Source organism: Bartonella sp. SL320 (genome assembly GCF_059687635.1).
The window spans coordinates 167313-184944 of sequence record NZ_CM185143.1 but is presented as its reverse complement, the minus strand read 5'-3'; the positions used below and the strand labels follow the sequence as shown (position 1 = coordinate 184944).

The 17632-nt window shown below is 37.1% G+C and carries 11 protein-coding genes; 3 read left to right on the top strand and 8 right to left on the bottom strand.

The window, feature by feature from the left end; all coding sequences use genetic code 11:
* Positions 1-1375 precede the first annotated feature (1375 nt).
* The 5 genes from AC6ER8_RS00705 to AC6ER8_RS00685 all read right to left on the bottom strand — a co-directional run bounded on the left by AC6ER8_RS00705 (position 1376) and on the right by AC6ER8_RS00685 (position 7532).
* A complete protein-coding gene (locus AC6ER8_RS00705) occupies positions 1376-1606 on the bottom strand; it encodes a hypothetical protein (protein WP_497078506.1) in 231 nt (76 codons plus the stop codon).
* A gap of 213 nt (positions 1607-1819) precedes the next feature.
* Positions 1820-2806 carry a DUF2125 domain-containing protein gene (locus tag AC6ER8_RS00700; RefSeq protein ID WP_497078504.1) on the bottom strand — a complete coding sequence of 329 codons (987 nt, stop codon included), beginning with the start codon at positions 2804-2806 and terminating at the stop codon, positions 1820-1822.
* A 944-nt stretch (positions 2807-3750) separates the two neighbouring features.
* Entirely contained in the window at positions 3751-4497 is a 747-nt protein-coding gene (locus AC6ER8_RS00695; protein ID WP_497078502.1) for a glutamine amidotransferase, read from the bottom strand.
* Positions 4498-4641: 144 nt separating this feature from the next.
* The gene (locus AC6ER8_RS00690) at positions 4642-6204 is read right to left on the bottom strand and encodes a heme biosynthesis protein HemY (RefSeq protein WP_497078500.1); all 1563 of its coding nucleotides are present in this window, start codon (positions 6202-6204) and stop codon (positions 4642-4644) included.
* 11 nt (positions 6205-6215) lie between these two features.
* Positions 6216-7532 (bottom strand): COG4223 family protein, encoded by a 1317-nt coding sequence (locus AC6ER8_RS00685; RefSeq protein WP_497078498.1) that lies wholly within the window; start codon positions 7530-7532, stop codon positions 6216-6218.
* A gap of 398 nt (positions 7533-7930) precedes the next feature.
* Between AC6ER8_RS00685 and tsaD the strand changes: the two genes are divergently transcribed.
* From tsaD to AC6ER8_RS00670, 3 genes are all read left to right on the top strand, one after another.
* A complete protein-coding gene (gene tsaD / locus AC6ER8_RS00680) occupies positions 7931-9025 on the top strand; it encodes a tRNA (adenosine(37)-N6)-threonylcarbamoyltransferase complex transferase subunit TsaD (protein ID WP_497079693.1) in 1095 nt (364 codons plus the stop codon).
* A gap of 687 nt (positions 9026-9712) precedes the next feature.
* Entirely contained in the window at positions 9713-10141 is a 429-nt protein-coding gene (locus tag AC6ER8_RS00675; protein ID WP_497078496.1) for an EVE domain-containing protein, read from the top strand.
* Positions 10142-11052: 911 nt separating this feature from the next.
* Positions 11053-11733 carry a response regulator transcription factor gene (locus AC6ER8_RS00670; protein WP_497078494.1) on the top strand — a complete coding sequence of 227 codons (681 nt, stop codon included), beginning with the start codon at positions 11053-11055 and terminating at the stop codon, positions 11731-11733.
* A gap of 1088 nt (positions 11734-12821) precedes the next feature.
* On the opposite strand, the gene AC6ER8_RS00665 is transcribed toward AC6ER8_RS00670, so the two are convergent.
* From AC6ER8_RS00665 to lysA, 3 genes are all read right to left on the bottom strand, one after another.
* Positions 12822-13562 carry a class I SAM-dependent methyltransferase gene (locus tag AC6ER8_RS00665; RefSeq protein ID WP_497078492.1) on the bottom strand — a complete coding sequence of 247 codons (741 nt, stop codon included), beginning with the start codon at positions 13560-13562 and terminating at the stop codon, positions 12822-12824.
* Positions 13563-13814: 252 nt separating this feature from the next.
* Positions 13815-16241 carry a TIGR02302 family protein gene (locus AC6ER8_RS00660; RefSeq protein WP_497078490.1) on the bottom strand — a complete coding sequence of 809 codons (2427 nt, stop codon included), beginning with the start codon at positions 16239-16241 and terminating at the stop codon, positions 13815-13817.
* 116 nt (positions 16242-16357) lie between these two features.
* On the bottom strand, positions 16358-17632 hold the full coding sequence (gene lysA / locus AC6ER8_RS00655; RefSeq protein WP_497078488.1) for a diaminopimelate decarboxylase: 1275 nt from the start codon (positions 17630-17632) through the stop codon (positions 16358-16360).

Sequence of the window (17632 nt, the reverse complement as noted above, 5' to 3'; positions counted from 1 at the left end):
GTATACGCAACCAACCTTCTGTATAAAAAGTTAATTTACCATACTTTAAAAGTCCGTTTTTTATAAAGATAGTTGCTATCTTTCTCTTAAACCTAAAGTAATGCAAGATAAGCAAGATTTAATAACCCCAATTTTATCTATCCATCGTTACTCAACAAGGGAAGAACGAAGAAGCCACCCCAAATTTTTTAAGAGAGCACTAAAAATAAAAAATAACACTTGAAGATTCTTAAGTTGGCAGGAAATAACCACCACAAAATGTTAAGAATCTCTATGGGTTAAACAAAAAACAAATTCAAATTTCGCTGTCAAATATCTCGCGTAATAAAAACATAATGAATTGATTTACGATCATAATTTTATTATTTTGCACATTTAAAGAAGCATCCAATCTTCTAAGTTGCTCTCATTTCAAATCTGTTTATATTGAAACAATCAACCCCATCTCTCCCCATACATGTTATGAATGGGAAAGCCCATATAAATCACTTACCAATGAAGGACAAAATGTCTCTTATAAAGAGTTTTAAATGTTAATAACTATAGCAAATTGAGAGTTGGCAAAATAATGTGATGATGCTGACTTGTAACTCCATAAGTATAAAGATAGTGCGCTTAATGGCTTTATCTTTATACCACTCACGGAGTGCTATTGAATGGGACACACTAAGAAATATTTTTTTAATAAACAAACATATAACAAAAATATTTTACGTGAAGGGCATGCCTCTATTTAAAGAACAGAAAAACAAAAGTGTATGCATAGTCCATTATCAAAATGATATAGCTATAAATAATTTTGAAAAACGTAAAATCGAATAAAAATGACCATAACGATAGACATTTATTTTCACCTCTATGCTTTAATGCTCCTCTAACTAGAATGGTTTACCTATTTCAGAAATTACCTAAACAAGATATACGCAAGATGCCCTCTCCCTCATAAAAAAGGTTCACGAATATGCAACCCACCGTCTCTGTGAAAAAATAATTCACCTTTCTTTAAAAGCTGACTTTTTTCTAAGAAAGCGGATGCTTTTTCTATTGCTTGCAAATAATATTCAATCCTAATGCAGCCACATATTTGAAACAAATATTAAGAGGATTCAGTAACTTACTATATTTATCAGCTTTTATAGGCTAAACTGGAGCGGAGATATTATGTATCTCTGTTTGGCTAATCTCTACACAAGTAGACAACCTGATGTAGAGAAAATATGAAGTTTATAAAGTATAAACCTATTTCCACCCTTAGCATTATGTTTCAATTCAGCTTTACGGATTTCATAAACATTGAAAGCAATATCTTTTAAAATAATGGAAATTTCTTATTGCCTCATGCTTTTGATCATGTTCTTTCAGAAAGTTATAACTTTCACGTAAAACAAAGCGCTCCAAACAAAATACACTGCGTTGCATATTCACGAATTTGTTTTAAAGAGACAACTCTCAAAGCACTCAAATCCATTTTGCACCAGTATCCATCAATAATATAATGCCAGACCCATTGAACACCACCACCTTTTATGCTTACGAAAGAGTCCACCAGACCCATCACACTATGCCCCTCATGTTGCGATAGCGCTTGGCATTTAATATGGTTCATAAAAGGTATTTTTAGCCCTCTCTTGATAAGCAATCCATATGACTTTCCCATTTGTGACATGAAAAAGGATGTTTTTTGATTTCATATAAACAGCATTAAAATGAAAGAATCTTGTGGTATTCTCAATGCTCTCATTCAATATGCAATGCTGTGAATACCTTTTATAAATCAATACCTCGCCATACAAACGCTCTTGCTAATTTCCTCTCAAACCTAAAGTGGAGGAAGACGACCAATATCTAAAAATCCCAGTTTTACCCAGCCTTGACGAACAGTCAAAGAAAGAATGGGAGCACCATCTGCATTTTTAGGCAATGTACTCAAAATAAAAAGTAATCCTTTTAAATTATCTGCTTCTTCAGGAAACAAGTGTTGTAAAGTCTCAAGAAACTTCATGTGCTGTATACAGACAAGTTCAAATGTTGCTGTCAAATATCCTTCATCATCAAAAGAAAAAGGTCCACTGATATGCACTCCACCACCTGTATGAAAAGCTAATTCACCATGCTTTAAAATGCCACTTTTCCCATACAGGCGCTGTTTCCAATTTTTTCCTTCATTTTCAGACAGAAGAGAAACATCATTTAAAGCCCATTTTAAATTACCATCAATTTTGGGAACTTCAACAGAAGAAGATATAAAAATTGGAGAAACATCAAAACCGTCAACAGTCATATTTCCTGAGACATGATTCTTTTCATGTTTAAAATCAAGACGCAAAAATTCTGTCGTTATTTTTTGGGAAACATTTTGGGGCTCTAATGGTTGGGAAGTCCCATCAGAACGATCTTGCAACGATGCCTGATCTTCACCATTTTGTTGTGTTGTTTTTTTGTCTGTCGTTTGTGATCCCAATGCTTCTTGACGTTTTTGATCCTCAAGAGAAGAAGAAAGAGGAGAAAATTCAAGCCCTTCAGCGATAAACTTCAATGTCTGACCTGTTTTCCAATAAGGTTCTGTTTCAATCACCAACTTACGCCAACGGGATACGATGGAAGTTTCCCCAGAAAAAACAATTGATGCAGGGGAATCGACATTAAACTCGACCAAATAAGGCGCATAAATTGGTGCACCAGCTGTCAAACGCCCCGTCGATAAAGAAACTCCATATAAAGGCCAAGAAAATTGAAACTTGTCACAAGCCACACCAATCCGTAATGGATAACCATTCTTGTGCACATTCTCACATACCGCCGCCATCTTACCAGAAGATGCTTTTGCGGATATATCAGAAACATAATTTTCTATTTTACGTGAAAAAAAAACCAGAAAGCGCTATAAATAAGGATCAGAGCAAGACAAAACAGCCCCAAAAATAAATAGCGCAAAGAAAAACTTTTTTGTGATGATGGTATTTTAGAGGACGTAGACAACTTTAAAACTTTCTTTATCTTTTGATTTTCACCCCACCCTAAATAAGGATAAAGATTCTTGAATATTCACCAATCTATAAAAACCCAGCTTCTTAATCTAGCTGACTTTATCTGTTAGCTTTATCTGCTAGCCACTTCATGGAGCTCACAGTCGCCATCTATAGCACAGTACCACATAAGCCCAAAAAGCAATATCTTCTTAAGAAAAAGCTTTATACTTTCTAACAAAAAATACCTTATATGTAAAGCTCTACATGGGTTGTCTATCTTTAGCCTTAAACGACACTATTTTACAGTACAACAAGAATGAAAGTATCAAGATATTGGTTTATAATGATAACTTATTGTTTTACATATTGAATGAGAATCTTCAATATCTCATTTCAAACCAGTTCCACGTTGCATCAATCAAAACCATTTTCTTGTATGTCAAAAGCGGAGCCAAGCTATGGGTAGAGATTGTACAAAAAAGGACAAAAATGCCTTTTCGTGAATCGTCGAAAAATGCCAAGGGCTGTTGCAATATTAGGAGCGGCCCTCAAATATGTGATGGTGTCAATTTACTCCTTCACAAACGTAAAGATAGCAGTGCTCTATAAATTTTATATTATTTCCATGGGAGTTTTATCGTTATACCATTCACGATCGACACCATAAAATGTGCTTGAGTACCTTTAGAAATGTCTCTTTAAAACAAACCCGTAACTATGCAATCAAATGACGTTCTGTTTTACGTGAAAGTTGTGATCCCACTTAAGCATAAATACACACTCACACAAGTGCGGTCGGTGTACAAAAAATCTGCTGTAATGCACCTTCAAACCATTGGCTTAAAGCCTGATCATAGATTAAACGCCCTTTTAAATGTGCACTGGCAGGTTGAGCACCTTTTTCAGTCAATTTATGTGCCGAACGCACGACCAAGCGTCGCATCATAGCGCGTGTAAACTCAGCATGAAATTGCAAACCCCATGCATTATTTCCATAACGGAAAGCTTGCGTAGGATATGTATGCCCAGTTGCCAAAAGTACCGCCTCTTTTGGTAAATCATAAATCCCTTCATCATGAAAATGGTAGACCATTTCTGGCCAATTCATCAATTCTTTTCCTTGTGACGTTGCCTCTAGTGGATACCAGCCTACTTCAACAGTTCCATCCGTTCTTGTACCAACGCGAGCTCCCAAATGTCGCGCTAACATCTGTGCCCCAAGACAAATACCCAAAAAAGGCTTATTTTCCTTTAGCGACAACGAAATCCAATCAATTTCCTCACCAATATAGGCTTCACTGTCATTCACACTCATCTGCCCCCCTAAAATAACAACACCAGCATAATGCTCTAATGTATCAGGGAGTTTTTGTCCAAAAATAGGACGATAAACATCAAGAACAAAACCATTTTTTTGTAAAATTTTTCCCAAACGACCAGTGTAAGTAGACCGCCGATGAATAACAACAGCAATTCTTGGTTTGCTATTTTTTTGCTTTTTACCAAGACATCTCTGATTTAAAAACATTTTTAACCAATTACCTCTACAACCAAGCAAAATTTCATTTTTTAAACATAAGAGAATAATTTCACTACAAAAAAATCACGATAATCTTTTTCTACATCCATTTTTTCTTATGAGAGAATACTCAAATTATCCTATTGATACAATTTAAAATAAACGAAATTTTTTCCTCGATAAAGACATTCCTTCTTCTTCTGTTTTAACCCCTGGATCATCAACATTTAAATGAGTTTGGTTAACTGTTTTGATATCTTGTTCTTTTATATCTCGTCTTTCTACCTGCATATTTTGCAAAAGAGAATCGTCTATAGAAGATAATTGTTCAAGCTTTTTATCCTCAACCCCCTCACTTTTTTTCACAACATCCTCTTTATCTTGGCTGTTTGGCATAATATTGGCTGCCTCTAATGTAAGAGGAGGTACGAAAGGTGGCGCCTTCCATTCAAAACAGCCCAAACGGCCACTGATTGGAGAAACAGCTGCCCAAGAAGAAAAAATGGATCCCTCACACATCCATACGGGATCACGTTCAGCACGAAGTGCTAAAGAAAGCCATTGACGCACAGCAACTTGATTGTTTCCCTGGGCCTCTTCAATATCTGCCAATAATAAATACACACTTTCCCGTGGATGATACTGCAATGCTTTTTGTGCCTGTTCTCTTGCTAATGCCGTTTCACCAGCATCCAAAGCAGCTTTAGCAATAAGGAAAGCCGACTCAAAGACATCTTTATTATAAGAAGCAAGTGTCTTAGCTCTTCTCAATCGTCCAATAGCACCTTCTTCTCTTTCAAGATAAAGCGTCCCCAAATCAGGATGCGGCTCCTTTTGCCAAGCCGCTATAATCATTTTATCCGCTTTACGGGTTTCATTTAATTTATAAAGAATATCAGCAGCTATGATTGTTATTGGAATAAAGTCAGGCGCCAATTTATGAGCTTTCAAAATGGCTTCACGTGCTCGTGCAGGATGCGTATCAAACAGATGAAGTGCTTGCCCACTGAGCAGGAGAACCTGCATATGCTGCTGTTCTGGAGTCGAACGAACAGAACGCGGAAGCGCTTTTTGCGCTTTTTCAAAAACAGTCAGTGCCCTATCCCATTTACCTTCAGCACCCAACCGATCCAGTACGGCCTGATGCGCCCATAAAAGTGCTGGCGATAAAGTCAGCGCCTCTTCGGCATATTGTTGCGCTGCTTCATAAGCTTTATTCTTCATCGCTTCACGAAACAAACCGTAAAGACCAACCAGTTTTGTTGGATCTTCTTTTCTCATCTCTTCATAAAGACTGATGGCGCGAACAGAGTTATTTTGTAATGATAAGGTTTGTGCTTTTAAGAGTTTTACCAATGGCTCTTGTTTTCCTGCAAGATATTTAGCAACCCGTGCTTCCATTTTTTGCGCAACCATACCATCACCAGAAAAAGCTGCCAGAATCCCCTTTGAGAGAGCTTCATAACCGCGCTTTCTATGACGTTTATAAAAATAATTGGAAAGCGCACTTGGTATGGAGAAAAAGAAAGACAATAACCACCATAAAAGCACCAGCGTAACAAAAAGCAAAATAAGAACACTGACCACTGTAAGCAATGAAGCAGAAAATCTGAAATGCAAAAATGTAAGGACAAAAACACCATTATGATTAGCAACCCACCCAAAAGCTAATCCAAGGATACAAACAACAAAGGTATAAATAAAAACACGTATCATCTGGAGCCTATTTACATCTTTGTTGCCTTAAAAGACCCTTGTTGCACAGACAACAGCAATTGCTGCAGCAACTGTTGAACAGCAATATGTCTTTCAAGCTGCTGAACAAAATCCTTTGAAACATCTTTTGCACTTTGGGGTAATGATTGCCATTCACTCAAAGCCTTTTCGTAATCACCCGCTTGGATAGCAACTTCCATACGCGCTGCAATAGCCCCAAGCGTCATCCCTTCAACATTTCCAATCGGTCGCGAGACAACAAGCCCTTTTCCCCACGCTAAAATTCGATCAAAAAAACCAGCATCTGATGCAACACTATTTTGCGTACCAACAATTGCATCAGCAACATGAGCAAAATCAGCTGAAAGCTGTGCTGAACTTGGAAGACCGATAGTTGCTGTTTTTTGCAACACATCAAGCCCATCAATTGAAGGTGATAATTGCTCTAACAACTTTAATTCATTGTTATAAGATCCACCTCGCTCTACAGCATTTTTTAATGAACTAATTGCTGTAAAAAGTGCCGTATTAACTTCTTTTTTCTCACTATTTTTAACAGCAATTTCTTGCCGTAATGCTTCCAATTGTTCTTTTAACGAAGCAAGATCATTTGCATTATTCTGCCCAACAGACAAAGCCGTTTCTATCTCTTTTGACTCCCCAACAAAAGTTTGTACAGCCTCTTCAAGAGCTGTTACTTTTTCCTCTAAAACCGCAAAAGCTTTTCTACTTTCTTCTTGCGATAATTCATCATTTTTTATTGTTTTAAACTGCTGTGATGACAAAGAGGAAAACGCTGTTTTCAAGGTATCGATTTCTTGAAGCACATGCTCTAATTGTTCCCGTGTTTCCTCTCCTTGACTTTTGGCAGCTTCCGCAGTTTGCAAAACTCTTTCCCCTCCAGCAGAATTTTTCACAGAAGAGAACTCTGTTTTTAACGCATCGATTTCTTGAAGTACACGCCCCAATTGTTCCTGTGTTTCCTCGCTCTTACTTTTTGCGGCTTTAGCAATCTGCAAAACTTTTTCCCCTCCAACAGGATTTTCTACAAAAGGAGGAAGAAACAAACCCGCCCATTGAAGCCCCACAAAAATTCCCAAAGCAATAAGCCCCCCTAAAATCCCTGAAGGGAGCAACAAATGCCAAGCCGTACTAGAGGTACTTTTATCCTGACCCTGCATAGTCTGTTTTTCTCGTTCATGGGATTCTGCAGAGTTTTGTATTTTTTCCTCTTTATCATGGGAAAGAGCTTCATGTTCAATAACGGGCTTCTTACGGCGCGTACCAGCATAATGTGATTTAACTTTTGGTTTTGAAGAATCGACCATCTCTGTCACTTTTCTGTGCACACTTTTTTTAATGATAAAATAATAAAATGAAAAAAGTTTTAAAAATGAAGCTTTTCTCAAATATCTTCGTTTGCTTTACATTCTTTTTATAGAGAATATAACTTTATATAAATTTTTTACCCCGCATTTTTTCCAAGAATATTTACAACGATAAACTTTAATAGACAAGTTTTTAAAAATAAATCTGCATTTTATACTCAAAAATACAATTTCAGTTTTTAATCAACAATGCCATAAATACCATAAAGTTCAAAGAAACGACCAAATAAATGTATTCTCTCATAAAAAAATCAATTATTAAGAGAAATAGTTTGCATCTTTTTCTGTTCATGGTAGGCACGCAAACAAAGAAGCTTCAAAATAAGGTTTTGCTTAAAATGCGTCTTTTGGGAATAGAAACAAGTTGTGATGAAACTGCCGCTGCTGTCGTTGAATACGACAATGAATCACACAGCCGAATTCTTTCCAATATTGTTTGGAGTCAAATTGATCACCACGCACCTTACGGCGGTGTTGTTCCTGAAATTGCCGCTCGTGCCCATGTTGAAATTCTGGATCATTTAATTCTGCAAGCCCTCACACAAGCAAACACAAAATTAAAAGATATTGATGGCATTGCAGCCACCAGTGGACCTGGTTTAATTGGAGGACTATTGGTCGGTGTTATGAGCGCAAAAGCACTTTCTCTTGCCACTGGAAAACCATTTATTGCCGTAAATCACTTAGAGGGACATGCTTTAACAGCTGTGTTAACGCACAATGTCAAGTTTCCTTATTTATTACTTTTAGTTTCGGGGGGGCATACACAAACAATCCTTGTTCATGGAGTAGGAAGCTATCAGCGTTTAGGAACTACCATTGATGATGCATTAGGAGAAGCTTTTGATAAAACTGCAAAACTTTTAGGACTTCCTTACCCTGGTGGACCAGCGCTTGAAAAAGCAGCTTTATTGGGTGATAAAAATCGTATCCCTCTTCCACGACCTTTAAAAGGTGAAAAACGGTTAGATTTTTCTTTTTCTGGCCTCAAAACGGCTGTTCGACAAGCCGCAACCGCCATAGCTCCCCTTACTGAAAATGATGTTGCTGATATTGCAGCAAGTTTTCAAGCCGCCGTGACCGATACAGTACGAGATCGTGTTCATTTGGCCCTACAACACTTTACCAACCAGTATCCTCTCTTTCTTGATCAAGAAAAGCATTCTCCTGCCTTAGTTGTCGCAGGCGGCGTTGCCGCAAACCAAGCCATTCGCTCTACATTGCAAGAACTTGCTCATCAACATGGTTTTGAATTTATAGCACCTCCTCTTTCCTTGTGTACGGATAATGCTGCCATGATTGCTTTTGCCGGTGCACAAAAGCTTGCGCGTGGAGAAACAAGCCCTCTTGACATTGCTCCCCGCTCACGCTGGCCATTAGATGAAAAAGCCTCCCCCTTAATCGGGACAGGGCGCCGTGGAACAAAAGCATAAAAAAACTGCTTTCCCTCACATTTCAAAAAATGAAGATTTTTACTCAATGCGGTCTATAAACAATCCAGATGGTTTTGAGTCAATTTCCTATCTGAAAACGATTCCACTTGCTTCTCATTTCAGAGGACACACTTAAACCTTTGATATAAAAGCTTAAATCTGCACCAGATAGTCTAAAAACACTTAATTTTTCAAGAAAACTACCTTATATTATCCCCTTCAAATGATAATATTTTATGATTTTACAACATCATGAGACACATCCTTCCCCACCGAAGCATCATATGAAGCCATTCTTTGACATGTTCATCTTTGACCATTCCGTTTATTTTATTGTTATTATAATTTTAAAGCATTTTAGAAGAAATTTTCTTAATTTTTTAAACGCAATGCGCCTCTAGTAACTGCATTTCAAACCATAGAAAAAAACGATTAAGCCTCTACATGGCTGAGCACTTTTAAATCTATTTTTTATACATTGATATATTTTTCTGCTAAAAGATAAGCAAAGTATCTTTATCAATATCATTAATGGAGCATATGCCTCTATTACAAATTATTTGGAAACAAAAAACAGATAAGACCCGTTTTTTTACGCTATTTTAAAATCATCATTGATGATGTTACCAAGATGCTTATAAAAATGGACATGATGAATGCATAACAGTCTATGAAAAAGGTGAACACATGGCTTATTGGCTTTTTAAATCTGAACCCCATAAATGGTCATGGGAGATGCAAAAGAAAAAAGGAGCTGATGGCGAACAATGGGATGGTGTCCGCAATTATCAAGCCCGTAATAATATGCGCGCCATGAAATATGGCGATAAAGGTTTTTTTTATCACTCAAATAAAGGATTAGAAATTGTAGGCATTGTAGAAATATGTGCTGAGGCACATCCTGATTCTACGACCTCTGATCCACGCTGGGAATGTGTGAATATTCGTGCACTTTGTGACATGCCAACACCTGTTTCATTAAAACAAATTAAAGCCAATCCCAAACTAGCAAGTATGGTACTGGTCAATGCCAGCCGTTTATCAGTACAACCCGTGACAGAAGATGAATGGAAAGAGGTGTGTTTAATGGGAAACCTTAAAAAGGAAATACTTTAATCCTTAAATAATAATTTTTATTCATCGTCTCATATGAAAAAATGCTTCATAGCGCAGAAGGACAAGTACAACATATTTATATAAGTTCTCATATTTCTATGAATTTTTCTGTCAAATGCCTGAATATGGTACTCGTCCTTGTTATTTTTTATTCTGCACTCTTTCTCAATATAGCTTCCCCACATTGCACAAACATTCTCTTTATGATGCATCATCTTTTCAGCGTAGCTCAAGATAAGGCTTACTCAACAATTATAATGGACAACACCATGAGCACGACATCAACCGCTTCTCATACAAATCCAATGTAACGAAAAAACAATAGAAATGACTGTGAAATTTTTTTAAAATAGTGCATCTGTACTAGGTTAATCCTCTTCACCCTTAAAAAACGCATCATATTGATTTATAAAGAATATTCATTGTTTTGTATATTGGATGAGAGCTCTCTCATTCCTTAGGATTTTCTTATTTCAAACCTATTGTTGAAATAATCAAAATCATGTCTTTTGCACGTTAAAAACAAAAAAAGCTTGCGTGGATATGGATAAAAAACAATGAAAAAAAGAGCATAGCTCTTATGAAGAATCTTAAATATCCAAGATATAGCAAAATTTTAGAGCAGCCCCAAATATATGATGACGCCGATGTGTTGCTTTATAAGCGTAAAGAGGGTAGTGCCTCATGGAAAACCATGTTCCAGCATATAATGCTTCCAATCAATGTATAAATATTCTGTGCATGAAAGATACATCGTCTTTTTGGCAAGCAACCATAGACATCATAAAAGTTCATTTTTTAAAAACTCTTTATTTTTAACTTTTCTCTTTTAATTGTTCTTGCATGACAAACCATTTTTCATGAAACTACTCTTTATCAATCAGTACATTGACATGCCTATAAGGAAAAATATGAACAACTATACTCTTTTAATCGTTGAAGATGATGATCTACGTCCCATTTTGGTAGAACAATTGCAAATGCATCAAGAGTTTGAAGTTTTCCAAGCAAAAACAGCTGAAGCAGGAATGAAAATAATCCAAGAAGAAAATATTGATCTTGTCATTTTGGGAGTTGAACTTCCTGATCTTGATGGTCGCAAAGCCGTTAAAAAATTACGCACCCAAGAATTTCGTGCCCCCATTATCATGATAACCAATGATGATACAGACTGTGATACCATTTTAGATCTTAAAACAGGTGCCAATGATTATGTGACAAAACCCTTTCGCTTTGCGGTGTTATTAGCGCGAATTCGAGCGCAGTTGCGCCAATATGAACAAAATGAAGATGCAACCTTTCATATTGGTCCCTATACTTTTAAACTAAGAAAAAGACTCCTGCTTGATCAGAATAACAATAAAATTCATCTTACAGAAAAGGAAACAGCGATCCTCAAATGTCTTTATTATGCCAATGATAAAATTGTCAGCCGTGAAACATTGTTAGAACAAGTTTGGGGGTATAATGAAAACATTATCACCCATACTTTAGAAACCCATATCTATCGTTTGCGACAAAAAATCGAAAAAGATCCCTCTAACGCGCAAATTCTCATGACAGATCAAAATGGTTACCGTTTAAACCTCTAATTCGATATTGACCGTCTTTAAAAGAGGAATATTCTCAATTATCCTTCACATTAAAACACAAACGAGATGAAAAAACTCACATACAATTAAAAAAATGCTGTAAAATAACTTATAATATATTGATGTTTATGATGTTTTTTTTAACACTGCTCTACGCACGACTTTATCACACATTCACGAGCCTCAATTGAGAGATATTTTTGATCGTTTTCCCCTCGTTCCTTACTGTTCTTTTCCTTAAGAGATCGTAGAATTAAATGATATAATGCTCGGTTGTTTATCCTAACGATAAAGCGATTGAACACCAATCTCTTTCCCCTTATTGAGCAATACATCTAATAAAAGAGCAAGCTAACATCATTACATATTTGAGTCTGCTTTCAATGTTGCAGCCACCTTTGACATTTGAGATCATTCATAAGAGGCCTGTCTTTTCTTGTATCATTTTTATCCACATGAACCACCTACTTGTGACGTGCAAAAAATTATTTTTATTGATTCAATATCTAAGGATTTTAAATGAGAAAATCTTATAATATTCAAGGCCCTCATTCAAATTGAATAACCCCATGCTATATTTATAAATCAATATCTTATCTAAAAAAATCTATTTAAAGGACATAAGATATTTTTAAAAATAACCTTCTCATAAATGAAAATTAAGCAACCTCTATTTATCCAAAGCGCTTTAAAACCTTCACCTATAGAGATAAAGCAGCTATTTTTATAAAACATTTTAATTTATTATTATAGAGTACTAGAAAAACATTGAAAAAAATATCTTTCCTTTAAAGAAATATATCATCGTTCTACCGAGCCCATTTCACAATACAGTCCAGAAACCCAACATATTATTGCAAGATTTTTTGGCTCTCTTATTTTTACACTTACGAAGATAGCAGCATTTTTTCTCGCTTAAAGGTGTTATTACTATTCATTAAAGATAGTTCGATATATTAATATTTTAGATTTTTTATTCATATGCCAATTCCATTCACAAAATATTCAAACGAACATTTTGTGAATGACAAAATTTGAAGGAAGAGAATGCTCCCCCATGGGTGGTTCTGATACCAAGAGCAAAATGATTAATGATTTTTATAAATTAAAATATTTCTTGCCTGCGGTGATAAAGCAGGAATAAAAATACGCCGCGACTGACGACGCTGTACCAACAAGCCTTGATAAACACGTTTTTGCGCCTGACATATTAGAAGCCCACCAAAATAAGGCAAGAGATGGCGTGCAAATGGTTCATAAAAAAATGAAAACACACGTGAAATATACCCTGCAGAAGGTGTATAATGAACAATTTCTTGTATTGGCCCAGAAACAAAATTTGTTTTTTCAAACAAACGAGTAATCTGTTGCCGACTATAGGGTTCGCCATAACCAAAAGGTGTTGTCGTATTGCGCGCCCAAAATCCAGAACGATTAGGAACAATAACGATCAAGTGGCCATTGGGGGTTAAAACACGCCATATTTCATTCAATGTTTCAAATGAATTTTCTGTGTATTCTAATGCATGGACCAATAAAATACAATCAATTGACGCATCAGGAAGCGGCAAATCTTCTTCAAAGACAAGCGTTGTAGCAACTTTATCATCACAAGGCCAAGATGAAGCACCTTGTGCTGCTGGCATAAAAGCAAAACATTGTTGAGTACGTTCACGCAATGCAGAAAGATAAGGCAGTGCATAACCCAACCCCATAACGCACTTATCCGTAAGATCGGGCCACCACAAATTCAATTGGTTACACAGCGTCTTTTGCACACGCAGTCCAAGTGCAGAAGCATAAAAATCTTTCAGTGTGACAATATCCAACTCAACATACCATGTAGAAAAAACTTCAAATATTACAGGTTTTCATATACTAAACCTATATGGACTTTTGCTCTTTCTCCGCAATAGCGAACATTTTAATATTTCACATTTTAAACTTAAATGATTAAAAAAGCTTAGAATAGGATGTTGTTGCGTTAAAAGCGCTGTAATCATTTTCTTTGGAACGTAAACTCCATAAAGGTTTCTCATACGCTATTTCTGATATCAATTAAGAAAAAAGCCTATCATTGGTTAATTAAAATGAAGCAATCTTTCAAGATAGTTTTTTTCTTCTTTTGGAATATGCTCCTTGCCCAAACGTTTGCGAATTTCATCTAAAATTTGTCGCGTACGCATTTGATCACTTTCTTGTGGGAGTGCCTCACCTTTTTGTCCTTCATCTGTTTTTGAAGAAAGTGGACGTCCTAACGGATCTTTCGGGCCAGAATCAGCATTTTGATCATCTCCTGTTTCTTTGAGTGTTTCACGCATTTTTTTCAAAACACTTTGCGCACCTTGCCGTAAAGATTCCAAAGCATCAGACTGATTTTGTATAGATGCCTGATGATTTTCCTGATCAAGATCATCCTTTGCAGAATTCATTTTTTCTTCTGCTTTTTTCAATGAATCACCCGTTTCAAATCCCTGTTCTGATAATTCCTTTTCTAATGTTGATAATTCAGACTGCAGTTCAGCCTGACGTTTTTTTAAAGATTCTTTTTGTTTTTCTGGTACATTTTCTCCGCGTTTTTGTTGCATCTCCAACTGATGTGTTTCATTGAGAATTTCTTGCTGACGACGCATTAAATCTCCAAGTTGGTCCAGCTTTTCTTTCATTTGTGCAGATTGGCTTTTTTCTCCCTCATTTTTATTGCCTTTTTGCACACGCAAATGATCCAATGTTTGTTCAACTTCCGACAAGAGCTGTTCAGCAGCTAAAGAAGAACCCGTTTTTGCCATTTCCTCAATGAGATCGAGTTTTTCTTGTAATGTCCCTTCAGAAAGATGAGGGCTTTTTGAGCTTTTAGAATTTTTAGAAACTTGACTATCTGGTGCTTTTTCAGCCAAAGCTTGAATATAGTCATCCATAGCTTGCCGTAAATCTGCCATAAGCCGTTCGATTTCTGCCGCTGGAGCACCATATCGCAGTGCATCCCGTAAAGCGGCTTGTGCTTGTTTTAATTTTTTTTGCGCAGATTCAAGCTGATTGCCTTCAATCCCCACAGCAATCTGCCATAAATAATCCACCACACCGCGCAAATCCTCTTCTGTTTCTGCTAAAGAAAGCCTTGTCCATGCACTTTGTAGAACAAGAACATGCGTCGCATTTTGCAATCCCTTTTCTGGGCGCACCAACAAAGCAGAAAGCATATCCAATACACGCTCTTTTGCAGAAGCATCAAGAGCAAGTAAACGACGCAACTCACCTACAGCACGCGCAACAGGATTTGAAAAAACACGCTGTGGTAATGTCATAACAAAAGTTTTACTACGCCCTTTCTGCCCCGCACCATCTTCTGCTACCAAAGTAATTTTGACTTGCGATCCCGCCCATGGATGCGCTGAAACATCATACACGGTCCGCATTTTTCCCTTTCCACCCCGTGGAAGAAGAAGCTCTATTTCCGGTGCCTTATAAAGAGAAGGAACGTTTTTATTTTGAAAAAGAGGTTCTATTTCAACATAGGCCTTTGTCACACCATAATCATCATCCAACATATACTGCAACTCTAACGACCCCGTTAAAATACGCCCTGGTTTTTCTTGCCATTCAATTGTCGGAAAGGCATCCTTAATCATCTGCAAATGCCATTGCTGTTTTTTACGACGTGACGAAACAAACAAATCCATTGAATTCTCTACATGGGTTTCAAAACGAACAATTGGATCATTTAAAGCTATTTGTTCCGTTTTTTCTGAAAAAGAAACTTCCCTCCCATTTTCTGCAAACTTTGCTTTAACTTTAACACCAGCCCCATTGACAACACGCACAACCACATTGCTCCCTTCAGGAATTTCCAGTTGTGTCTTCTCATCTTTAGTCAAATAAATCGGTGCCACACCGGTATAAGCAGGTGGCGTTATCCAAGCATCAACCCGCATGAACTTTTCATCAACAACAGGACGAAAATCAAAGGCATCAGCCAAACGTCCCCCTCGCGAACCAAAAGAAAAACTAAAGGCACACACAAAAAGAAGAACACACAAAGCCCTCAAAGCTAAAGGATCATAATCCGCAACATTCAGAGAGATAAATCTGATTTTTAAATGATGTAATTGTTTTGCCATTCGACGTTGATGTTCACGCCAAATAACCGTACTAAAATCTTCAGCACTTTCAGAACAAATATGATCTGTCTGAATATTCAAAGGCTGGTGTCTAAGATTATTGATACGCTCAAGATGGTCATTGATGTCCCGCATTGTGGGAAATCGAAAACCAATAAGAAAAAATAAACTCGCCCCCGCACAAACAAGGAGAATGCCAAGTAAGATCAAATGGGACCAATACCCTAAAACGTTAAAGAGTCCCAACCAGCTAAACGAACAAAGGAGACTAAGAATGAGGAAAAATGGCAACAACCGTACCCATATCCGTTCAAACGAAAGGATTCCCCACATCAAAATGCGCACACACAAAAGCTTTACTGCAAAACTCTTGATGTTTTTATTTTTCATAAACAAGCATTTTTCCCCTTTTACCGTGGTGTATTAAGATCATAAAAGCCATACAAGACAATTTCCAGAAAATAAATTGTTTCATCAAAGTTTAGTAAAAATAAGACCAAAAATACTTAAGAATGCTCAATCCAATCGGGAATATGATCACATGCCATCAATTGCGCATAATCAAGACGCGGACGAATAACCGCATAACGCGTATCTTGAACGAGAACTTCAGGAATCAAAAGTCGACTATTATAAGTACTCGCCATCACAGCACCATAAGCCCCAGCTTGCGTAATGGCCAAAAGATCATCGGCTGCTAAAATTGGCAAACAGCGATCTAATGCTAAATAATCACCAGTCTCACAAACGGAACCCACAATATCTGCACGAATAAGAGGAGCATCTTTTTCTGCTTGCTTCACAAGGACGACATTTTGCCAAGCATCATAAAGCGTTGGACGCATCAAATCATTCATTGCCGCATCCACGATAACAAAATTCCGCCCTTGTCCCTTTTTTAAGTAGAGAACAGAGGTTACCAACACACCCGCTTGCCCCACAATGCTGCGCCCAGGCTCCACAACAATATTAATCCCTAAAGGAGCAATATGCTTCTTCACCAGCGCGGCATAATCAAAAGGAGAAGGGATAGTATGTTGTTCACCCCCATAGGCAATACCAAGCCCACCGCCAATATCTATATGCGTTATTGCATAACCATCGCTCCACAATTGACGCACACACTCTGCAATGAGAAGGAATGCCTCTTCAAACGGTTTTAAATCACAAATTTGACTGCCAATATGCATATCAATACCGCAAACTTGCAATCCAGGTAAAGAGACAGCCTTTTTGTAAGCTTCTCTTGCCAACAATAATGGAATACCAAATTTATTTTCAGATTTTCCTGTTGTAATTTTCTTATGAGTCTTTGCATCAACATCTGGATTAATACGCAATGAAACACGTGCTGTCTTTGACAGCGCAACAGCCCGTTGCGATAACTGTTCAAGTTCTGGTTCTGATTCAACATTAAAACAATAAATATCCTGAGAAAGAGCAAAATCTATCTCTCTTACGGTTTTACCAACACCAGAATAAACAATACGATGCGCCGGAATACCAACAGCAAGAGCGCGCCGTAATTCACCTTCTGAAACCACATCAGCTCCCGCTCCATTTGCCGCTAAAAGACGTAAAATGGCTTGATTAGAATTGGCTTTAACCGCATAAGCAATCAGACTGGGCATCCCTTGAAATGCCTTTTGATAGTCCTTAAAATGTGTAACCAATGCATTAGCCGAATAACAATAAAAAGGTGTCCCCACCTCTTGCGCAAGAGCAGAAAGCGAACACCCTTCAGCATGAAGGATACCTTGATGGTAAGAGAAAAAATCCAC